Source organism: Alteraurantiacibacter aestuarii, assembly GCF_039523595.1.
GTDB classification, from domain to species: domain Bacteria; phylum Pseudomonadota; class Alphaproteobacteria; order Sphingomonadales; family Sphingomonadaceae; genus Alteraurantiacibacter; species Alteraurantiacibacter aestuarii.
Genome location: NZ_BAAAFP010000002.1, coordinates 961122 through 982969, shown reverse-complemented (window position 1 = coordinate 982969; position 21848 = coordinate 961122). Strand labels below are relative to the sequence as shown.

General features: G+C 61.8%; 17 protein-coding genes and 1 riboswitch. Of the genes, 9 read left to right on the top strand and 8 right to left on the bottom strand.

The genetic code is table 11. The features are described 5' to 3' along the window. Positions 1-71 precede the first annotated feature (71 nt). From ABDZ98_RS08345 to ABDZ98_RS08335, 3 genes are all read left to right on the top strand, one after another. On the top strand, positions 72-1292 hold the full coding sequence (locus ABDZ98_RS08345; RefSeq protein ID WP_160589723.1) for an argininosuccinate synthase: 1221 nt from the start codon (positions 72-74) through the stop codon (positions 1290-1292). A gap of 761 nt (positions 1293-2053) precedes the next feature. Next, positions 2054-2641: a septal ring lytic transglycosylase RlpA family protein gene (locus ABDZ98_RS08340; protein ID WP_160589724.1), complete on the top strand. Its 588-nt coding sequence runs from the start codon at positions 2054-2056 to the stop codon at positions 2639-2641. A 42-nt stretch (positions 2642-2683) separates the two neighbouring features. Beyond that, complete coding sequence (locus tag ABDZ98_RS08335) at positions 2684-2962, top strand: ribosomal protein L7/L12 (protein ID WP_160589725.1); 279 nt, start codon at positions 2684-2686, stop codon at positions 2960-2962. A 246-nt stretch (positions 2963-3208) separates the two neighbouring features. On the opposite strand, the gene ABDZ98_RS08330 is transcribed toward ABDZ98_RS08335, so the two are convergent. From ABDZ98_RS08330 to uvrA, 4 genes are all read right to left on the bottom strand, one after another. Continuing rightward, a complete protein-coding gene (locus ABDZ98_RS08330; protein WP_160589726.1) occupies positions 3209-3796 on the bottom strand; it encodes a hypothetical protein in 588 nt (195 codons plus the stop codon). Between the two features lie 219 nt (positions 3797-4015). Further along, positions 4016-5719: a DGQHR domain-containing protein gene (locus tag ABDZ98_RS08325; RefSeq protein WP_160589727.1), complete on the bottom strand. Its 1704-nt coding sequence runs from the start codon at positions 5717-5719 to the stop codon at positions 4016-4018. Further along, positions 5679-6662, bottom strand: coding sequence for a DNA-methyltransferase (locus tag ABDZ98_RS08320; protein WP_160589728.1), 984 nt, complete (start codon positions 6660-6662; stop codon positions 5679-5681). The genes ABDZ98_RS08325 and ABDZ98_RS08320 overlap by 41 nt, the downstream gene beginning before the upstream one ends. Before the next feature lie 100 nt (positions 6663-6762). Continuing rightward, positions 6763-9660, bottom strand: coding sequence for an excinuclease ABC subunit UvrA (gene uvrA / locus ABDZ98_RS08315; protein ID WP_160589729.1), 2898 nt, complete (start codon positions 9658-9660; stop codon positions 6763-6765). Between the two features lie 197 nt (positions 9661-9857). On the opposite strand from uvrA, the gene ABDZ98_RS08310 reads away from it, so the two are divergent. The 3 genes from ABDZ98_RS08310 to ABDZ98_RS08300 all read left to right on the top strand — a co-directional run bounded on the left by ABDZ98_RS08310 (position 9858) and on the right by ABDZ98_RS08300 (position 13153). Next, entirely contained in the window at positions 9858-10406 is a 549-nt protein-coding gene (locus tag ABDZ98_RS08310; RefSeq protein WP_160589730.1) for a pseudouridine synthase, read from the top strand. Positions 10407-10416: 10 nt separating this feature from the next. After that, positions 10417-10950 (top strand): RNA 2',3'-cyclic phosphodiesterase, encoded by a 534-nt coding sequence (thpR, locus tag ABDZ98_RS08305; RefSeq protein WP_160589731.1) that lies wholly within the window; start codon positions 10417-10419, stop codon positions 10948-10950. A 115-nt stretch (positions 10951-11065) separates the two neighbouring features. Continuing rightward, a complete protein-coding gene (locus tag ABDZ98_RS08300; RefSeq protein ID WP_160589732.1) occupies positions 11066-13153 on the top strand; it encodes a M3 family metallopeptidase in 2088 nt (695 codons plus the stop codon). Positions 13154-13155: 2 nt separating this feature from the next. Here ABDZ98_RS08300 and ABDZ98_RS08295 read toward each other — a convergent pair whose 3' ends face one another. Genes ABDZ98_RS08295 through ABDZ98_RS08280 form a run of 4 tightly spaced genes read right to left on the bottom strand, consistent with a single transcriptional unit; the run spans position 13156 to position 17559 of the window. Then, positions 13156-13893 carry an ABC transporter ATP-binding protein gene (locus ABDZ98_RS08295; protein WP_160589733.1) on the bottom strand — a complete coding sequence of 246 codons (738 nt, stop codon included), beginning with the start codon at positions 13891-13893 and terminating at the stop codon, positions 13156-13158. Beyond that, on the bottom strand, positions 13893-14843 hold the full coding sequence (locus ABDZ98_RS08290; protein ID WP_160589734.1) for a FecCD family ABC transporter permease: 951 nt from the start codon (positions 14841-14843) through the stop codon (positions 13893-13895). Before ABDZ98_RS08290 ends, ABDZ98_RS08295 begins: the two co-directional genes overlap by 1 nt. Continuing rightward, entirely contained in the window at positions 14840-15637 is a 798-nt protein-coding gene (locus ABDZ98_RS08285) for an ABC transporter substrate-binding protein (RefSeq protein ID WP_337190161.1), read from the bottom strand. The genes ABDZ98_RS08290 and ABDZ98_RS08285 overlap by 4 nt, the downstream gene beginning before the upstream one ends. A gap of 2 nt (positions 15638-15639) precedes the next feature. Next, positions 15640-17559 (bottom strand): TonB-dependent receptor plug domain-containing protein, encoded by a 1920-nt coding sequence (locus ABDZ98_RS08280; protein WP_160589735.1) that lies wholly within the window; start codon positions 17557-17559, stop codon positions 15640-15642. A 163-nt stretch (positions 17560-17722) separates the two neighbouring features. Continuing rightward, positions 17723-17886, bottom strand: a riboswitch (cobalamin riboswitch). A 241-nt stretch (positions 17887-18127) separates the two neighbouring features. Here ABDZ98_RS08280 and ABDZ98_RS08275 point away from each other — a divergent pair. The 3 genes from ABDZ98_RS08275 to ABDZ98_RS08265 all read left to right on the top strand — a co-directional run bounded on the left by ABDZ98_RS08275 (position 18128) and on the right by ABDZ98_RS08265 (position 21657). Beyond that, a complete protein-coding gene (locus ABDZ98_RS08275; RefSeq protein WP_202385922.1) occupies positions 18128-19135 on the top strand; it encodes a cell wall hydrolase in 1008 nt (335 codons plus the stop codon). Positions 19136-19305: 170 nt separating this feature from the next. Next, positions 19306-19629 (top strand): hypothetical protein, encoded by a 324-nt coding sequence (locus ABDZ98_RS08270; RefSeq protein WP_160589737.1) that lies wholly within the window; start codon positions 19306-19308, stop codon positions 19627-19629. 54 nt (positions 19630-19683) lie between these two features. Further along, positions 19684-21657 (top strand): putative bifunctional diguanylate cyclase/phosphodiesterase, encoded by a 1974-nt coding sequence (locus tag ABDZ98_RS08265; protein ID WP_337190145.1) that lies wholly within the window; start codon positions 19684-19686, stop codon positions 21655-21657. Positions 21658-21848: the final 191 nt, after the last annotated feature.

The following is a 21848-nucleotide window of genomic DNA, read 5'->3' as shown; positions in this document are numbered from 1 at the left end:
ATTGGTGATCTGCGTTGCGACAAGCCGCGCCGCCTGATAGGCGCGCCGCGACCCGAATTGCGGAGCAACCAATGTCCGATATCAAGCGTGTAGTCCTCGCCTATTCCGGCGGCCTCGATACCAGCGTGATCGCCAAATGGCTCGAAACCGAGCGTGGCTATGAAGTCGTCACCTTTACCGCCGATCTTGGCCAGGGTGAGGAGATCGAGCCTGCGCGGATCAAGGCGCGCGCGATGGGTATTCCTGACAAGCACATCTACATCGAAGACGTGCGCGAGGAGTTCGTGCGCGATTTCGTGTTCCCGATGATGCGCGCCAATGCCCGCTATGAAGGCGATTACCTGCTGGGCACCAGCATTGCCCGCCCGCTGATTTCCAAGCGACTGGTGGAGATCGCGCATGAGACTGGCGCCGATGCCATTGCCCATGGGGCCACCGGCAAGGGCAATGACCAGGTACGGTTCGAACTCTCCGCCTATGCGCTCGACCCGGACATCAAGGTGATCGCCCCCTGGCGCGAATGGGAACTGACCAGCCGCACCGCGCTGATCGCCTGGGCCGAGGCGCACCAGATTTCCGTGCCCAAGGACAAGCGCGGCGAAAGCCCGTTCTCCACCGATGCCAACCTCCTGCACACTTCGTCCGAAGGCAAGGTGCTGGAAGACCCGTGGCAGGAAACGCCGGACTATGTCTATTCGCGCACGGTCAATCCGGAAGACGCGCCCGACCAGCCCGAATATATCGAGATCGGCTTCGAAAAGGGCGACGGCGTGTCGCTCAATGGCGAGGCCATGAGCCCCGCCACCCTGCTCACCGCCCTCAATGACCTTGGCCGCAAGCACGGCATCGGCCGGCTCGACCTGGTCGAAAACCGCTTCGTCGGCATGAAGAGCCGCGGCATGTATGAGACGCCCGGCGGCGAGATTTACGCCCGCGCGCACCGGGGGATCGAACAGATCACGCTGGATCGCGGTGCCGCCCACCTCAAGGACGAGCTGATGCCGCGCTATGCGGAGCTGATCTACAACGGCTTCTGGTTCAGCCCGGAGCGGGAGATGCTGCAGGCTGCGATCGACCTCAGCCAGCAGAAGGTTGAGGGCACTGTCCGGCTCAAGCTGTACAAGGGCAATGCCATGGTGGTTGGCCGCAAGAGCCCCGCCAGCCTCTATTCCGAAGCGCATGTGACGTTTGAGGACGATGCGGGTGCCTATGACCAGAAGGACGCCGCCGGCTTCATCAAGCTCAACGCCCTGCGGCTGCGCCTGCTTGGCCAGAGGGACCGGCGCGGCTAACGGCGCAATGATTTCACCCGGTGCGGCGAGCTGTTGAGTTTTCCACCCTTGTCCACCGGCAAAATCACAAAAAGTGGATAAGTCGGCTGCCCCGGTCTTGCCCGACTCGCCTCCCCTGCGCATCTTCAGGTCATCGAAAGCGGAAACGGATTTCCACCCAGGATCGCCTGCCGATCCGAAGCGGAGAAACCAGCCACGATCGACGCGGCGCTGGTAGCCAGCGTGGAGTAGGAAAGAGGACCGGATCACCCGCAAGGGAGGCCGCAATCGGACTGTTGATCCCACCTGGAAATCAACGACGGAAAGGCCGGATCTGCAAATCTGGTTGCCGATGGAAAGGTGATGCCCCCTGGCACCCCCGTTCCGCTCGAGGCAGCAGGACGCGCGATACGGTCTCGGATCGAAGCGAGGCAAGGGACAGGTCTTTCGAGATCACACCCGGCCAAGACAAGATCCGGCACCGGCGCGAGCGCCGGACGACAGAACCATCGGCTTGCCGAAGGTGATAACGTCAGGCGTAAAGTATCCTCCGGGATCCACACGTCGGTGAGAGTGGGGTCGGCAGCAATGCCGGCCCCATTTCTCTTTTCAGACGCCTTTCCTGCCCGCCGCATCTTCATCGATTCTCCTTCGCCTGCGGGCCAATTCGTTCCTGGCGGGGCACGGTTCTCCCCAAATTTGCGACCGGATGCCCCTTTCCAGCGTTCACTCGCCCGCCGCCGGGTGGCGCATTTCCACCCCGCAGCGTATCTGCACCTCCCATGACGGCCCCTAAAGCCCACTCGCTGCGCACGCAGCTGGCCTTTGCCGCCACTGCCCTTCTGGCCCTTGGCGGGGCCGTGGGCGCTGGCCACGCGCAGACCGCGGATTCGGTTGCAACGGCGTCCAGCGCGGCGCTCACCAGCAACCCGTCGCTGCCGGTCTTCACCCCTTCTGCCGAGCCTGCTTTCGACCAGGCGTTCGACCATCTGGACGGCGCCGCCGCCGATCCCGTTCTGCCGCCCCATGCGGTGGACATCACCGCCATCGACCCGGCCGTGGAAGGCGAGGCGCAGAGCCTGGGGCGCGGCGTTGCATCCTATTACGGCCGCCGCTTTGCCGGTCGCCCCACCGCCAGCGGAGAGGCGTTCGACCCGCAGGACCTCACCGCCGCACACCGCAGCCTGCCATTTGGCAGCCGCGTGCGGGTGACCAACCCGCATAATGGCCGATCGGTCGTGGTGCGCATCAACGACCGCGGACCGTTCGTGGCGGGCCGCCTGATCGATGTCTCGCGCATCGCGGCAGAGCAGCTGGGCATGATCCAGTCCGGCCATGCCACGGTGGAGCTGGAACTGCTCAACGGCTGATCGGTTGCGCGGGCGCGCCGTGCCCGGTAGCATTGGCGCACCATGTTCGTGCCCTTGTGGATCATCATCGCCAACGCCATGCTTGTGGCCTTTCTGATCACCAGAGCCATGCGCTCTGGCGGGGGTGACATGCTGGAGCGCCAGCGCCGCACCGCCCCCACCCACTCCGCTGCCGACGAGCACCGGCTGATGACCCTGCCGCAGGTGCAGCAGGCGATGGCCAATGGCCACAAGATCGAGGCGATCCGGCATGTGCGCGAAGCCAGCGGCATGGGCCTGAAGGACGCCAAGCAGATGGTCGAGCGCCACTTCCCGCGCTGACGCCCCTCCCCGCTTGCCCCCTTGCCCGGAGCGGCCGGGGTTTACACAAGTGACACGGTGTCAACTCCGCGCCTCTCCCGATTTTGCTGTTATCTCAGTGTCTTGCGGTGATTTCCGGGCGGAGCGTATCCTACAGGCGAAAGAAATATCCTTAGCAATGTAGGAAATTATCCTGCGTGCATTGCCTTGGCACGCCCTGGCCCGACCTGGCCCGCCCTGGCCCGACCTCAGCCCACTCCGCCCGCCTCAGCGACTGGCGGCGCGCTTGCGGCCCCCTGCGGCATCGGCGGCGTACCAGCTGGATTTGTTGACGAAGGCCCCCTCGGCGGCCTGCGTGTCCTGCGGCGAGGCGCCCAGATCCACGGAGGTACCCGGAAGCCCCTCGCCCGCTTCCCAGTCCAGAGAGGCCACTTCGATCCGTTCCAGCAGCCGGTCAAACGCGGCGGACGAATATTCGCGCGCCACCTGCGATCGCCCCACGCTCCAGGGGTTGGAGAGCACCCACGTGGCCAGCCGGTTATCGAACTTGCGCACCGTGCCCACCAGCTCCCCGTGATAGAAACGCGGCTCCTCCATCCCGTTGATCGCCCGGTCCATCACCGCATGGGCGAGCTGGTGAAAGCCCATTTCCAAGGCCACCTCCCACCCCAGGTCGAACGGCGTGTTCCGCAGGCGATTGCGCAGGGTGTAAGCCGAAGTCCGGCTCATCCCCACATGCCGCGCCGCGCAAGACACCGATTGCGTCGCCGCCAGCTCACGCAGGAACAGCACCATCTTCTGGCGGGTCCACTGGTTGTGGCGGGGTTTGGGGGCGGATGTGGGGAGTTTGCTCATGGCCGGAACACCTCTTCATTGCGCCGATGGCGAGCGAGCTGCTCGGACGTGGTGCTGGGACCGATGCCAATGCGACCAGCAGTGACTTGAACCACCCAGCGACACACATGCTCGCGCATTTCGGGCTCACTGGCCGGGGACTTTGGGAAATACATTAGCTTGCCTCATGGATTGCGGTTTGAGGCAACGAGTGAGGCACATTTACGAGGGTGTAGGAAACTAAAAATACCTAGCAAAAATGTCCTGCGCCATGCGGTTATATTGGCTAGAATGATAATCCTTGAATTTGAATTTCCCAATGTCCCCGAGTTTAGCTCTGACCACCGAACCACTTGTCGACTGCCCATTCTCAATAAGAATGCGCATCAATATAAGAAAGCTGTTTATGTATGTGACAGTCAGAACGCGCTCAGGCACGTTTCGATCTGTAACCCAACGGGCGTTTCCAATTTGACTCTTGAATGCAGCCAAGACTTCATTGATTGCTGACTTGCAAAACTCGACATAGTCCTCAAGCGCAGCCTCATCGTGGTCGAGCAAACGCTCCTGTGTTTCAGATGTTAGCTTCGCAAATAAGCTGTCCGTACCGCTCAACTTTACGAGAGGGGCTAAGCCATAGCTTACAATAGAAGTAGTCTTTAATAGACCCTGCTCATAGAAAAAGCGCTCCACATGTCCTTCTAATGGCCCCTCATCTGCCAAACGCTGCATAACTTTTTTAGCTATCGCCTCGTTGCCGAAGGGCTTCAAAATCGTTTGAATTTCTTGCCGGAGAGCCTTCGGAGCGTTGGTTTGATTCGAGTTAATGTTGAGAAACATGCCAGCCTCAAAACGCTCGCGTTCAGCAGTCGATAGGTTGCCCGGAAATATAACTGCTGTGACGAGAAGGTTTTGGTTATTTCGCAATCCAGCAATTATCGGATCATCGTCCTTTGCTACATAGTAGGAATAGAGCCTATGCTGACCGTCAATCACTCCCAATGAATTCGGAGAGCGAGGAAGTCCAATTTTTACAGGAGATGTTTTTGTAAGCTTCGAAATATCTACCGTTTTGCCATGTTCATCAACTGGATGAACATTATCCGGAAGGGTCGCGACCAGATTGTTTATAAAAACGGTTTTCTCGGTACGCAATTTCTTGCGGATTTGTTCGACTTTACCTTTTTGCAGCATACGTTGATAAGATTCTGAGGAGCCTCTCCAGCCGTCGCGACGAACAACATAGGCTCGCTCCAAAAGCGAAGCTGGATCAGCATAAAATGAGACGACCTTAAAGCCTTTAGGAAAACCCGACGATGCTTCCGGAAGTATCGATCCATCATACGGATCAGAAGCGCCTTTTTTGGGAAATGCGCCATTCACACCAACATCATCAGGATCAATTCCTAAAAATTGGAGTACCTCTTTCTTTGTTGATAGTTTTGCTATGCCCGTAATTTTCTCAAAATACTTTAAGTTGGGATATTCCATATAGATTGGCTCAGGAACATTCGCCTTCGTCACAGAACTTGGCGGATTTACTGTATTATAGACGATCCTTATGATAAAATTGTCTCGATGGTATGAAGTTGAGACTGCATCCGCGAATTCCTTTGACTTCGAGACAAGAAAGTCAAAGAACTTCAGGGGATCCGACGCTATTTTTTGAAATAGGATGTGTTTCTTTTTTAGATGATCACCGACCTTACCCATTGCGGATATGGTATGCTCAATCAAAATTACGACGTTATCGCCGACGTAAATGTCGTCGAAGTCGCCCGTACTCCCGTCATAAGTAAACTCACGATCAGAGAGGCTTCCAATCCTCTCAAAACCGATATTTCTGAAGACGGCGCGCCCCGAGGTGTAGTGTCTACGGCGAAACCGCTCCTCTTTGGATATCTTAGGCTTCTTTTTCCGCGGCATTTGTCCAGAGCCCTTCATTCTCTTCCAGCCATTCTTCAGGAACCTTTGCGACTTGCTGGCCCGGCCTTGGGTGGGCAGTTGGCTTGCCGAAGTCCCTAATAGAAAGGTCGCCATCAAGAGCCAAAGCCACTCTTTGCCGCGCGAGCTCTGCGTAACGTGGATCCCGATCTATCCCGATTGCGTTACGCCCGTTGATAACTGCAGCGACTGCGCTGGTGCCAGCACCTACAAACGGATCGAGGACTGTGTCCCCAGGCTGAGTTAACGCTAAAATGCATCTTTCAGCCAGCTCGACGGGGAATTGACACGGATGAAACGTTTTCTCGGGATGATTCGCTTTAACATTTGGCAAATCCCAGATCGGCTGAAGCTTAAGACCAACCTCTGGCTCGAAGGTCCAGAAATCTGATGGATTCTTCCCTTTTGAGTTGCCACTAAGCCTTCCCGCCTTCGCACCCTTAGTAGAAGGATGCCGCTTGCCTGGATAAAGCTGCCGAACTCGCACCTTGTCTAAATTAAAAACTGGCGCGTCGGACTTACTCCACCAAAGCAGTGTTTCATATCTGCCTGAAAATCGCGAGGTTGCGTTCAACCCGAAATTGAAATGCCAAATAATCCTATTTTTTAACTTAAAACCGAGATCTTTAAAAATTGAATAAAAGAAATAGTCTAATGGAAAAACTTCTCCTCCTTCGACATAATTCCCAGTCTGCCAACAGATCGATCCGTTGTCGGAAACTTTTTTAGCTGTTTGCTGAATTATTGGCTTCAACCACTCAATATATTCATCAATCGAGCGGCGATGGTCCCGCTCGTATTCCTTCCCGATATTGTATGGGGGGGAGGTTAAAACCAGACGGCAAGATTTGTCTTCAATATCCTCCAAGGCATCCTCGGCTGCTGACGATATTATCTTGCCAGTCGGAGTGCTTGCTGCTTCTTGGTTCAAATTCCGTTCCATCCAAATGCTAATACAAATAAAAATCGATTCAGCTGCAAATCTCTGACGTTATATCCTGTGGATAGACTTTTTCTTCATCGACGGTCTACTGAGCTACCACCTACCGCCGCAGCATCCCCGCAAGGTATTGCCCGGTAAAAGACCGCACCTCCTTCGCCACCTGCTCCGGAGTCCCCTCCGCAACAATTTCACCCCCGCGCACACCGCCATCCGGCCCCAGATCGATCACCCAGTCGGCGGTCTTGATCACGTCGAGGTTGTGTTCGATCACCACCACGGAATTGCCCTGGTCCACCAGGCGGTGCAGAACTTCCAGCAGTTTGCGGACGTCTTCGAAGTGGAGGCCGGTGGTCGGTTCATCGAGGATGTAGAGCGTCTGCCCGGTGCTGCGCCGGGCGAGTTCCTTGGCGAGTTTGACGCGCTGCGCCTCTCCGCCCGAGAGCGTGGTGGCCTGCTGGCCGACCTTGACGTAGCCCAGCCCGACCTCGTTCAGCATGTGCATCTTGTCACGGATGGGGGGCACGGCCTTGAAGAATTCCTCCGCGTCCTCAATCGTCATGTCGAGCACGTCGGCGATGGACAGGCCCTTGAACTTCACCTCCAGTGTTTCGCGGTTGTAGCGTTTGCCGTGGCATGCCTCGCACGTGACGTAGACATCGGGCAGGAAGTGCATCTCTATCTTGATCAGCCCGTCGCCCTGGCATGCCTCGCACCGGCCACCCTTGACGTTGAAGCTGAAGCGGCCCGGCTTGTAACCGCGCGCGGCGCTTTCGGGCAGGCCGGCGAACCAGTCACGGATATTGGTGAAGGCACCGGTATAGGTGGCGGGGTTGGAGCGCGGGGTGCGGCCGATGGGCGACTGGTCGATCTCGATCACCTTGTCGCAGAATTCCAGCCCGGTGATCTTCTCATGCGGGCCGGCGATGACGCGGGCGTTGTTGAGCGTGCGGGCGGCGCCGGCGTGCAGCGTATCGATGGTGAAGCTGGACTTGCCGCTGCCCGATACGCCGGTGACGCAGGTGAACGTGCCCAGCGGAATGGCGGCGGTGACGTTCTTGAGGTTGTTGGCGCAGGCGCCGTGGACTGTCAGCTTGTGGCCGTTGCCCTTGCGGCGGGTGGCCGGAATGGCGATTTCCCGCGTGCCGTTGAGATAGGCGGCGGTGAGGCTGTTCTTGGCCTTGAGCACTTGCTTGAGCGTGCCCTGCGCCACCACCTCGCCCCCGTGCACGCCTGCGCCGGGGCCAAGATCCACCACATGGTCCGCCGCGCGGATGGCGTCCTCGTCATGCTCCACCACGATCACGGTATTGCCCAGGTCGCGCAGGCGCTTGAGCGTTTCCAGCAGGCGATCGTTGTCACGCTGGTGCAGGCCGATGGAGGGTTCATCCAGCACGTAAAGCACGCCGCTGAGGCCGCTGCCGATCTGCGATGCGAGGCGGATGCGCTGGCTCTCCCCGCCCGAAAGCGTGCCGCTGGTGCGGTCCAGGTTGAGGTAATCCAGTCCGACGTTGTTGAGGAAGCCGAGCCGCTCGACAATTTCCTTCAATATGGCCTTGGCGATCTGGTTCTGCGTGTCGGTAAGCTGCGCGGGCAGCGCCTCGAAGAACTCCAGCGCATCGCCCACGGACAGGCGCACGGGCATGGAGATATCGCGCCCGGCGATCTTCACCGCGCGGGCCTTTTCATTCAGGCGCGCACCGCCGCATGTCTCACACGGCTGGGCGGTCTGGAAGCGGGACAGCTCCTCGCGCATCCACGCGCTGTCGGTCTGCAGCAGGCGGCGGTTGAGGTTGCCGATCACCCCTTCGAAGGGCTTGTGCACGGTATATTCCTTGCGCCCGTCCTTGAAGGTGAGCGCCACGCGCATGCCTTGCGTGCCGAACAGGATGATGTCGCGCTGGTCGCGCTCCAGCTCGTTCCACGGGGTGGTCAGGTCGAAGTCATAGGCCTTGGCCAGACTGCCCAGCACCTGCATGTAATAGGGGGACGGCGGGTTGGACTTGGCCCACGGCACCACCGCGCCCTTCTTCAGGCTCAGCTCCTCATTGGGGACCACAAGCTGCGGATCGAACAGCTGCTTTTCACCCAGCCCGTCACAGGTGGAGCAGGCACCCTGCGGCGCGTTGAAGCTGAACAGGCGCGGCTCAACCTCCTCGATGGTGAAGCCGGACACCGGGCAGGCGAATTTCTCGCTGAAGACGATGCGGTTGGCGGGCATGCCGGCGCCTTTCATGGCACCCCCCGCAGCGCCCTCTTCCTCACGGCCCGGCACCACGCCATCGGCCAGGTCGATATAGGCCAGCCCGTCGGCCAGCTTCAGCGCCTGCTCGAAACTGTCGGCCAGCCGCGTTTCCATGCCGGGCTTGACCGCGATCCGGTCCACCACAACCTCAATGTCGTGCTTGAACTTCTTGTCGAGCGCGGGCGCCTCCTCGATCGGATACATCTCGCCATCGATGCGCACGCGGGTGAAGCCGGATTTCTGCCATTCGGCCAGCTCCTTGCGGTATTCCCCCTTGCGGCCCCGCACCACCGGCGCGAGCAGATAGGCGCGCGTCCCCTCGGGCAGTTCCATCACCCGGTCGACCATGGTGGAGACGGTCTGCGCCTCAATCGGCAGGCCGGTGGCGGGCGAATAGGGCACGCCCACCCGCGCCCACAGCAGGCGCATGTAGTCATATATCTCTGTCACCGTCGCCACGGTGGAGCGCGGATTGCGGCTGGTGGTCTTCTGCTCGATGGAGATGGCGGGGGAAAGCCCGTCAATATGCTCCACATCGGGCTTCTGCATCATCTCCAGAAACTGCCGCGCATAGGCGCTCAAGGACTCGACATACCGCCGCTGTCCCTCGGCATAGATGGTATCGAACGCGAGGCTGGACTTGCCGCTGCCGGACAGGCCAGTGATCACGATCAGCGCATCACGCGGCAGATCGATATCAAAACCCTTGAGATTATGCTCGCGCGCGCCGCGCACGGAAATGTGTGTGAGAGCCATAGAAGCTGAATGTTCCGCAAATGTTCAATTGGGTCAAGAGGGACGTTTGGTGGTAATCAGCCAGCGCCCGGCAGTCCCCAGACCATGTGGGGGACGCAGGGAGGATTGCAACTTGGCAAATAATATTCCCAGCGTGCTTTGACGAGCGCCGGGGTTAGGGGTGCCGCATTCATGCTGGTCAGGATATAGGACCCTCCATGACCCGCCTGATCCTGCTCAACAAACCCTTTGGTGTCCTCTCGCAGTTCAGCGGGGGGAAGGATGATTCTCCGCATCCTACTCTGGCGCAATATGTCGATCTGCCAGGGATCTATCCGGCGGGCAGGCTGGACCGCGATAGTGAGGGCTTGCTGTTGTTGACCGGCAATGGCGCGTTGCAGGCGCGCATTGCGGAGCCGAAGCACAAGATGCCCAAGACCTATTACGCGCAGGTGGAAGGCGTGCCTGATGCCAAGGCTCTGGCGCATTTGCGCCACGGGGTGCGGCTGAAGGACGGGGTGACTGCTCCTGCGCTGGTACAGGCGATTGATCCGCCCGCATTGTGGGACCGCGATCCGCCGATCCGCTTTCGCAAGAACGTGCCCGACAGCTGGATTTCTCTGACCATCACCGAAGGGCGCAACCGGCAGGTGCGGCGGATGACGGCGGCGGTCGGCTATCCCACCTTGCGGCTGGTGCGCTGGCAGGTGGGCGACTGGAGCGTGGAAGGCCTGGCGCCGGGCGAATGGCGCGAGATCAGCGTGTAGGGCCCGGAGCATGAGCCACCGCCTGTTCATCGCCATCCGCCCGCCCGTGGCCGTGATCGACAGCCTGATCGATACGATGGAGGGGCTGGACAACGCCCGCTGGCAAAGTGAGGAGCAGCTGCACCTGACCTTGCGCTTCGTGGGCGAGGTGGAGCGTCCGCAGGCCGAGGATCTGGCGCTGGCGCTGGCACAAATCCGCTTTGCGCCCTTTGCCATCAGTATTGCCGGTGTCGGCCATTTCGAAACCAAGGGCGCACCGCGAACCCTCTGGGCACGGGTGGAGCCATCGCGGGATCTTTCGGATTTGCAGAAGCGGGTTGAACAGGCCTGCCGCGCCGCCGGGCTGGAGGATGAGACGCGCAAGTTCGTGCCACATATCACCCTGGCCCGTCTCGACCGGTCCGCCGCTGGGATCGGCGCTTGGCTGGCGCGTCACGCCCGGCTGCACGCGCCGCCGTTCATCGCCGAGAATTTCGTGCTGGTGGAAAGCCACCTGTCCACTGGCGGATCGATCTATCAGGACGTGATGCGGTTTCCTTCCTGATGCCCCAACAGGCGGGGACGCGGCCTATTTCACTGGCGACACCGATCGATCGTACCTATGTGCAGGTTTCAGCTGAAACTGGCCCCGGTGGCCCAAAAACAACGGATCTCGCCCCATGAACGATGCCTCGACTGCACCAGTCGTCCCGTCCACCGTCCCGCAAGCCACCGGCGCCTTTGCGCAATTGTCCGCATTGCCGTTCCACGCGCCCGATTTCACGGCCATTGCTGACGATGAATATGAGGCCGCCATCGTGCGGGCCATTTCCGTCTATCTGGCCGAGATCGAGCAGATAGCCGCCAATCCGGACGCGCCGTCATTCGCCAACACAATTGTGGCAATGGAGCGTGCGGGACAGGTGTTCGGCCGCATCTATTCCGCCTTTTCGCAAAAGGTCAGCGCCAATATCAATCCCTCGCTGGCCGCCGCCGATACCGCCATCGCCCCGCAAGTGGCGGCGATGATGGATGCGATCTACCTCAATGCTGATCTGTTCGCCCGCGTGAAGGCAGTTTTCGATGCCCGCGCGGCCCTGTCGCTGACGGGCGAGGATGCCATGCTGCTGGACGTGACCCATCAGGATTTCGTCCACCGCGGGGCGATGCTGGATGAGGCCGCAAAGACGGAGCTGCGGCAGATCAATACGCGGCTCTCCACCCTGTCCTCTGCCTTTTCCAAGACGCTGACCGCAGGCAGCATCGCCGGGGCACTGGTGGTGGACAGCCGCGAGGAACTGGCCGGGCTGACCGAGGCCGAAATCAGCGCCGCAGCCGGTGCCGCCCGCGAACGGGGTCTGGCGGGGAAATATGTCCTGACATTGCAGAACACCACCTCGCAGGCGCTGCTGTCCAGCCTCGACAATCGCGACGTGCGCGAGCGGCTTTACCGCGCCAGCATCCAGCGCAACCAGGGCGGCGAATTCGATACGCTGGCCTCCACGGCGGAAATGATCGCGCTGCGCACGCGCAAGGCCCAGCTGTTTGGCGAGCCCGATTATGCCAGCTGGGAAATGTATGACCGCATGGCCACCAATCCGGCCAGGGCGCTGGATTTCATGCGCCAGATGGTCCCCGCGCTGGCCGCCACGCAGGAACGCGAAGCAGCCCTGTTGAACGATCGGATCGCGCAGGACGGCCACAACTTCACCGTGCAGCCGTGGGACTGGCCCTATTACGCGGAGAAGATCCGGCAGGAGCGCTACAGCCTGGATGAAAACGCCATCAAGCAGTATTTCGTGGTCGACCGCGTGCTGGAAGACGGCGTGTTCTACATGGCCGAGAAGCTCTATGGCCTGTCGTTCGAAAAGCGCACCGACATCCCCGTCTATCACCCCGACGTGAGCGTCTATACGGTGTTCGACGCGGACGGATCGGAGCTGGCGCTGTTCTATTTCGATCCCTTCGCGCGCGAATCCAAGCGCGGCGGCGCGTGGATGAACAGCTTCATCGAACAGAGCCACCTGCTCGGCCTGAAGCCCGTTATCGGCAACACGCAGAATGTCTCTCCGCCGGCCGAGGGCGAACCGGCACTGGCCAGCTTCGATGACGTGACCACCATGTTCCACGAATTCGGCCACGCGCTGCACGGCTTCTTCGCCGATCAGCAATATCCCTCGCTCTCGGGCACCAACACCGCGCGCGACTGGGTGGAATTTCCCAGCCAGTTCCATGAAAACTTCGCCGTGCTGCCCGAAGTGCTGGGTAATTATGCTCGCCACTGGCAGACCGGGGAGCGGATACCCGATGCGCTGATCGATGCTGTCGACCGCGCCAGCAAGTTCAACCAGGGCTATGCGCTGGGCGAGAATCTCACCGCATCGCTGCTGGACATGGAATGGCACGCGCTCAAGCCGGGTGAGGCACCCGATGACGTGATGGCGTTTGAAGCGGCAGCACTGAACGGTCTTGGCCTGCGCACCGATCTGGTCCCGCCGCGCTATCGCACGCCATACTTCCGGCACATTTTCGAACATGGCTATTCGGCGGGCTATTACTCCTACCTGTGGACCGAGGCGCTGCACCACGATGCCTATAGCTGGGTCCGGGAAAATGGCGGGATGACGCGGGAAATGGGCGAACATATCCGCAAGACCTTCCTGGGTCTGGGCCATTCCAAGGGCTATGAGCAGATGTACCGCGATTTCACCGGGCGCGATCCGCGCGTGGAACCCCTGCTGGAGGCGCGCGGCCTGCTGGCCGCCTGACCTCAGCTGATTGAAAGTGCGCGCGTGCCCGGCTCTCCCAGCCAGCGCGCGCGGGTTTTCCAGACCTGACCTATCGTATCGGGCGAAAGCGCCACTTCAGGCGGCCCGCTGGCGTGCAGCGCGCCGCCATCCAGCACCAGCACATGATCGGCATGGTTCATCGCCAGCGGCAGATCGTGCAGCACCAGCACCACGCCCACTCCGCCCTGCGCGGCTGAGCGCAGGTGCCTGAGCATGGCCAGCTGGTGCCCCAGATCGAGCGCGGCGAGCGGCTCATCCGCCAATATCCAGCGTGGGCCACTCGCCAGCACGCGCGCCAGCAGCGCCCGCGCCTTTTCGCCGCCGGACAATGTGGCGATGGGGCGCTGCGCAAAACCCGCCATCCCGGTGGCTTCCAGCGCGGCGTGCACCGCCTGAATGTCGCTGTCCCCATGTGGTAGGCGGCCCAGCGTTGCGAGCGCTTCTACCGACAGGTTCCACGCCACTTCACCCGCTTGCGGCAGGTAACCGATGGCACGGGCGCGCTGCCTTGCGGGAATGGCGGAGAGCGCCTCCCCATCGAGCAGAACCTTGCCCGATGCAGCGGGCAACAGCCCTGCCAGCGCGGCCAGCAGCGTGGATTTGCCCGCGCCGTTGGGGCCGCAGATTGCCGTGACTGTTCCGGGCCGGAAGGTCGCAGTAATACCCCGCAGCACACTTGCTCCGCCCAGTTCCACACACAGGTCCTGCACTTCCAGCATCACGCCAGCTCCCGCCGCATTTTCAGCAGCAGCCAGAGGAAGAACGGCGCGCCGATCAGACTGAGCGCGATGCCGAGCCTGAGTTCGCTCACCAGCGGCAATATACGGCACACCATGTCCGCCACCAGCACCAGCAGCGCCCCTGCCAGCGCACTGGGCGCGATCAGCCGCGAGGGGCGTCCGTCGGTGAGCGGGCGCACCAGATGCGGCACGATCAGGCCGACAAAGCCGATGATCCCGGCCACCGCCACGCCGCTGCCCACGGCAAGACCGGTGCCGACGATCATCGCCCAGCGCAGCCGCGCCGGGTTGATGCCGAGCGAGCGCGCAGCCGCCTCCCCCAAGGTCAGCGCGTCGAGCGATTTGCCTGCCAGCATCAGAACGCCAATACCCGCCAGCGTCAGCGGCGCGGCCAGCCAGACATCGTTCCAGCTGCGGTCTGTCAGCGCGCCCATCAGCCAGCTGACGATCTCGCTCATGGCAAAGGCATTGGGGGCCATGCTGATGGCGAGCGAGGTGAGCGCACCGGCCAGGCTGGCGATCATCATGCCCGCCAGCGTAAACAGGGCAATACCGCCGCTGCGGCCCGCGATCAGCGCCAGCAGCGCCATCGCTCCGCCCGCGCCGACCAGCGCGAACAGCGGCAGCAGCAAGCCGCTCGCAAGCCCCAGCCACAGCGCCATGACAGCGCCCAGCGCCGCGCCCGGGGCGATGCCGAACAGGCCGGGATCGGCCAGCGGATTGCGCAGATAGCCCTGCATCGCCGCGCCTGATGCGCCCAGCCCCGCGCCGATGACGATCGCCAGCAGCCCGCGCGGCAGGCGCAGCTCCATCACGATCAGCGCGGCATTGGGGGTGGCAGCAGGATCGATCCACACCCGCCCCGCCAGCAGCGAGAGCGGCAGGGCAATGGCCAGCAGCAGGGTGAAGAGGAGGACAGGCCGGGTCATATGCTGGCGCGCACCTGAGCCAGCCGCGCCAGCGCGCGGATGATGGTGGGGCCGCCGCAATACAGCAGCGCGGGATCGAAATCGCGGTATGCAGTGCCTTGCATCTTGCCCAGGACCTGATGGGTCAGCATGCGTTCGTCACTGGCGGCAAGAACCAGCGCGGGCGGATCGGCCAGCACGGCTTCGAGCGGCAGATAGGCCCCCTGCGCAAGCCCGCGCGCGGCGGAATGAAGCGCAAAGCCGCTGTGATCCAGCATTCGGGCGATCAGGCTCTCAGGCCCCGGTACGATGCCGCCTTCCTGCCACATCAGGGTGGACATGGGCGGGCCGTAGTGGGCGGATTGCCGCCATGCCGTCTCCACCTGCCGGACCAGCTCCTCTCCCGCCGCCGCATCCCCCGTCAGCGCGGCTAGCTGGCGGATCTGCGACAGGCTGTCCTCCAGCGTGGAGGCAATGCCGATGGTCTCCACCTGAATGCCCAGCCGGTCGAACGCGGCGCGGCTGGCGGGCGGCAGGAAGCTGCCCGCCACCACCACATCGGGATCGAGCGCCAACACTTCCTCCACCGTGCCGCCGGTGATGGCGAAGCGGCGCGCCTGTTCCAGCGGCATCGATGTGGCCGCCGGATCGTGGCTGTAATGCGATATCGCCAGCAATTGTCCCGGCGCGGCGACTTCTGCCAGAATCGCATCGCTGCACGGGTTGAGGCTGACGACGGTGGGCGCATCGCCCTGCTCGCGCTTTGGCGCGGATTGGCACCCCGCCAGCGCCAGCAGCAGCAGGCCAGCCAGCACCCTCAAAGCCTCACCCTCACGCCGATGTAGGCCGCGCGGCCTTGCGTGCCATATCCGGCGGCGGTCTGGTATTGCTCATCCCAGATGTTCTCAATGCGGCCATAGATCTCGAATACTTCAGAGACGTTCCAGTGCGCGCGCAAATCCACCAGCGCATAGCTGCCCAGCCGCACACTGTTGGCAGGATCATCGAAGCTGGCAGAAACCACGCGCAGATCTGCGCCGAGATAGAAAGCTTCATATCCAATCGCCTCCCAATCCAGCGTGAGAGTGCCCGCATGGACGGGGCGGCGCGCCAGCCGGTTGCCCTGGTACAGCGCGCCTGCCGTACGATCCCGCGTATCGATATAGGCCCATGCAAGCCGCGCATTCACGCGCTGGGTGACACCGGTTTCTGCCTCTACTTCAACACCTTGCGCGCGGGCCAGACCGGTGTTGTCATAAGTGCCGAACGGCCTGTCTGTGCAAATGCCCGTGCTTTCACCAAAGCAGGAAACAAAGCCGATCAGGTCCGAACTTTCACGGCGGAACAGGGTGACAGCCATGGATGTGCGGAAGTTCTGCACACCCTTTTGCAGCGAAACGTCAAAGCTTCGGCTCCGCTCTGGCCGCAGGGCAAAATTGCCATAATCGGAATGGAGCTGGAACAGGCTGGGCGCCTTGAACCCCTCTCCATAGCTGGCCTTGGCCTGCCAATCAGGGGCGAAGGAATATGATGCATCCGCCCCAAGGTTCCAGACCCCGCCAAAATCCCGATGATCCTCGCGGCGCACGCCTGCATGGACCTGAAAAATCTCCCCGCGATGGCCCACTTGGACAAAGGCTGCACGGCTTGCGGTGCTGGCCGGCGCATCGAACAGCGTGGCAAAGCGGCTGCGGTCCTGTTCCGCGCCAAATTCCAGCCATGTCCGGTCTGCGCTGTAAAGACCGCTTCCGCCCAGCTGCCAGTCGCCGCGAATCTCCACCCGCTCGCTGCGGCCATCGCTGTTGAAATTGGCATCCGGGCCAACATCGCGATCAAATATCGCCCGCCTTGTTTGCGAGCGTGAATAAGCCGCGGTGATAGTCAGCCGATCGTCCCAATAGGTCAGCGCAGCCCTGCCCGCCCCCAGCTTTGAGCGCTGATGCTCATTGGTATCCGCCAGCTGATAGTCAGGAGCGGGAAAGCCATCGAGATCGGCCCGCGCATCCGCATGACGATAGGATGCTCGCATCTCCAGCCCGTCCACAATCCGGGCGCGCATCTGTCCGCCAGCCTGCCACTGGCGCAACGCATCGGCCTCCGTGCCGTTTGCAGCGGCGGAGATGCCTCCACTTTCCAGAAAGGCGGCCTTGGCAGACGCTTCAAAGGGGGAGGAATAATATCCGCCAGCTGCCTGCGCCGTGAGACTGTCAGGCCCGCCATATTCCGCAGACACTGGCACTTCATTCCACAGGTGATCAGTGGACATGGCAACCACGCCGCCCATCGCCCGGCTGCCCCAGACCGTACTGTTGGAACTGCGCTGAATCTCGATCCTGGAAATTCCCGCCGGCAACATGGCGGCAAAATCATAGCCGCCACCCGGAGTAGCCACATCATTGATCGGCACACCATCCAGCAGCACCAGCGTCTGATCAGCCTCTGCCCCGCGAATGCGCAGCGACGTCAAGCCTCCCGGCCCGCCATTGCGAGAGAAGGTAACCCCCGGTGCGCGTTGAAGAATGCGGGTAAAATCGCTGCCCTGAACCGCATAGATCTCTTCGATGCCGATAATCGATACTGGCACGTCCAGATCATCGACATGCGTGCGCCGACCGTTGACGACGATCGCGTACATATCGTCAGGTGCCGGATCAGCGAAAACGATGGAGGTTCCTTCCTCCTGGGCCTCCTCGTCATCCGCTTCCTGCGCATGGGCAGGCGCGGCACAACAAGCCATCAACCCGAAAAAGGCCAGAATTCTTCGCACAAGATCCCCCACACCGTGAACGCACAAGAGCCGTTCAGGGCTGGAGGCTTGCGCGCCGCGCCCATGCGCCGCGCGTCCGCTTCCGCTGGCAATCGGTACACCCCGCCCGCTGCCGAACGACCGCCTGACGGAACAGGTCTCCTGGCTCGCCGGATCGCCGCGCCCTCCCGCCTTCCCGGTGCCATCCTTGCAGAGGGCGGCCAGTGGCATGATGGGAAAGCGCTCCCCGGTCACAGTTGCGGGGGCAGCGCAGGATTTGAACCTGCTTCCCTCACCGCCCCATTTTGCAAAGGAGCAGCGGTCCGGCCTCCCGGACATTCCGTGACGATGCGGCAGTGTTAGGCCGCGCGCACTGTTCGGGCAAGTTTAACACCTCACCCCTATACGTCCCGATGTGAGACGCGCGGATCGGAGCCGAGGCGCGATGTCAGGATTCGCGATACGCGCCCAAGCGCGAGTTATCGCATGTTTGGGATTTGCCGCGCTGACCTTTGTTGATGGCCTTGATGATGAACGCCCACGGGACTTTTCGGCGCGGATGACGCGCCGGGGTCGCTCGCGTTCCATCGCCCGGCCGATGCAGCGCAGGATCATCTATCGGCGCATGGGCATTCTGGCCGCAGCGATGGCTGTTCCGGCGATGGCCGCCCCTCCCGGCGGTGACGCGCGCGATCATGTGCAGGTGCGCTTTGCCCTGGCCGATGTGCCGCAGGTCATGGCGCGGCAAGAGCCGGCCCGGCTTGTCCAGACAGAGAGTTCCGCCCTGCCCGCAGCGCTGGAGCCGGCATCCCGCCTTATGCCGCAGCCCGCCAGCGGTCCGGCGGCTCCATCCCTGACGGTGACCGGAAGTCTGACCGACATCACCCGGGCAGAGCAATGCATGACCATGGCCATCTATTACGAAGCGGCGAGCGAAAGCGTGGACGGCCAGCGCGCGGTGGCGCAGGTGGTGATGAACCGCGTCAGCCATCCCGCCTATCCCAACAGCGTGTGCGGCGTGGTGTTCCAGGGGTCGGAGCGTGCTACCGGCTGCCAGTTCAGCTTCACCTGCGACGGATCGCTGTCACGCCAGCCGGGACAGGCCGCTTGGCTGCGTGCGGGCCGCGTGGCGCGCGCGGCGCTGGGCGGTTTTGTCTATGAGCCGGTTGGCCTGGCCACGCATTATCACACTGACGAGGTCAGCCCCTACTGGGCCGCCAGCCTGCAACAGGTGAGCCATATCGGCGCGCATCTGTTCTATCGCTGGCGCGGTGCATCGGGCCGCCCATCGGCATTCACCGCCAGCTATCGCGGCGGCGAACCACTGCCGGTGCGCAATTTTGCCAGCGCCACCTATGTTCCGCAGCGCGAACTGATCCCGGCGGCTCCCGCCGCTACGCCGCCCGCCAGCGAAGCGCTCGCCGCTTCCACGACCAGCGCGATCAGCGCGATCAGCGCGCCGCCTGCGCCAGTGCGTGCAGCGTCAGCGGTACAGGAAAATCTTCCCATGCCTGGCAGCGTGCGGTCTGAATATCAGCAAAGCGGGCAGTGGCTGAAGCAACCCTGACCCCGCCACGCGGTGCCTGCAAGCCATTGAAAAGGCTGACGCGGAAACCGCCGATATTTATCGACAATAAATCGGAAACCATTTGCGCGAACCTTCGCTTAGCCTAGGCTTCCTATAAGGCTGACCCCGGCGCTGCGCATGCGGTGCCCTTGATCGTCAGGACGCCCTAAATGACCATTCGCTTTGCCGCACCCAGATCTTCGATCCGCAACCGCATGGACGAAGTCGAGGTGCACCAGGCAATTGCGCTGCCTGCAAATGACAATGGCACGCGCCACGCCAGCGAGACGATGCTGCACGCCGCCCTGCGTCATTTTGCCCAGCACGGACTGGCCGCTGCCAACCACGCCAGCAAGCAGGCGCAGGATGCCCGCGATGCCGGGGACGAGCAGGCCTATGCATGGTGGCTGGACATTTGCCGCGCGCTCGACCGCCGGATGGCTGGCAGGCTGGAAAAAGGCGACGCTTCTGACCTGCAGATTAAGGCCAACTAGGCATTTGCCCGGAAGATGGCTGGTTAACAAACCAGTGACCTATCCACAGTAAAGGTGAACGCGACAAAAAAAAGGAGTCGCGAGATTACCAGCCTGGAGGACTTTCTGGCCGCCAAGTGCGGTTTTGATGCCAAGGACATGAGCGTCCGCGACCAGTTGTCGCAGACCCTGCACCTGCGCCCTACCGGTCTGGCTATCGGTGCTGTCTGCGGTGCCGGTGCAGGGCTGGTCACTGCGATAACCACCTCTTCTAAGACATTGTTCTGGTCTGCCTGCCTGTTGATTGCGCTGGCAGCCATCCGTGTCGGCATGGCTTATGGTGCGCGATCGCTGCAAGGAAGCCTGGGTGACTGGCTGCGCTATGTTTATCCCGCCGGAGCGCTGGCCTATGCCGCAATCGCCGGTTTCACCGCAGCAATGGCCATCCATCATGCGACCAATCCCGATCTTCAGGTGCTGCTGGTGGGGTATGCGCTGCTGTTTGGTGCAGGGATTGCGGTTGGCAATGCCGGGCGCCCGTTGATCGCGCTGGGGCAGATGGGACTGACCTTCCTGCCCATCGTGGTCGCATCGCTTGTCAATGGCAGCCCCCCCTATCTCGTGCTCGCGGCAATCCTTCCAACCCTGACCATCGGCCTGTCAATCGTGACGCTGAATGTGTTTTCAACGCTTTCTCGCCAGGTTCGCAGCGCCCGGCGCAACGCCGAACTGGCCGAGCACCTTCACCTGCAATCGCGCACGGACATCGTTACCGGCCTGCTCAACCGCACCGGCTTTTCTGCCGAGGCCAAGCAGGTTCTCGGCCGCGCCGATCCGGATGCCCGCATCGCCCTGTTCTGGCTGGACATGCACCGCTTCAAGGAAGTGAACGATTCACTGGGTCACAAGATGGGTGACAAGGTACTGAAGGAAACAGCCCACCGTTTGCGCGCGCTTACCGCACCCGGAGCGGTGCTGGCGCGCTTTGGCAGCGATGAATTCCTGCTGCTGGACACATTTGCCAGCGCTCGCGAAGCGGAAAATCTCGCCGGCCTGCTATCCAGCGAGATGGCTGCCCCCATGCGGCTGGGCGGACACCGGATCGAATCCGGCGCTTCGATCGGCATGACTTCGCGAATTGATGGCGAGCAGACGCTGGACGAGATGATGCAGCAGGCAGATCTGGCGCTGTATCATGCCAAGGCCGCAGGCAGGCATCAGATCTGTCAGTTCGCCCCTTCGATGACGCGCATCCTGGTGCGCCGCAAGGAGATTGAGGCAGAGCTGCGCGCCGCGATCCAGCGAGATGAACTGTCGATCTATTTCCAGCCGATACTGGACCTTTCCAGCGGTCGCATCCGCAGCTTTGAAGCGCTGGTACGCTGGTTCCACCCGGAAAAGGGGGAGCTGGCACCGGAAGAATTCATCCCCGTGGCCGAGGAGACCGGCCTGATCATCACGCTGGGCAACTGGATCACCCGGCAGGCTGCACTCGCCTGCGCCAAATGGCCCAATGACATCACCGTGGCGGTCAATCTTTCACCCATCCAGATCAAGGCGCCGGGCGCGGCGCTGGGCATATTGCGGGCACTGGACGATGCCGGGCTATCCCCCGAGCGGCTGCAACTGGAAGTGACCGAAAGCCTGTTCCTGGAAGACGATGAATCCACCGCCGCCTTCATGGATCAGCTGTCTGGCGAAGGCGTGCGCTTTGCGCTCGATGATTTCGGAACCGGCTATTCCTCTCTGCACTACATCAACAAATATCCTTTCCGCACCATCAAGGTGGATCGCAGCTTCGTGTCCGGTCCCAATATCGGGCGCCACAGCGATGCGATCATTCGCGCGGTGGCGGAAATGGGATCGACGCTGGGCATGGAGATTGTCGCCGAAGGGCTGGAAACGGTCGAACAGGTGCAGATCGTGCGCCGGGCGGGCTGCACGCTGGGCCAGGGCTATTACTTCAGCCGCGCGGTGCCAGAGCATATGGCGGCCATCCTGCTGACCGAAGAGGCAGACCGCCTGGGGCTGACGCGGCTCGCCAGTTGACTGGCGCGAGCCAAAGGGGTCAAGCCGGGCTATAATCGCCTTGAAGCGATCAATATTGCACCGCAAAATCGCTATTGCGAACTGATAGCAGAAAACTCTGCAAAATAAGGGACTTTCGCGGTTGCAAAGGCCGGGTGGCGCGCTTAGGGCCGCTTCTGAACTTGTGCCGAATCCCCTGGCGGACGCGGGGC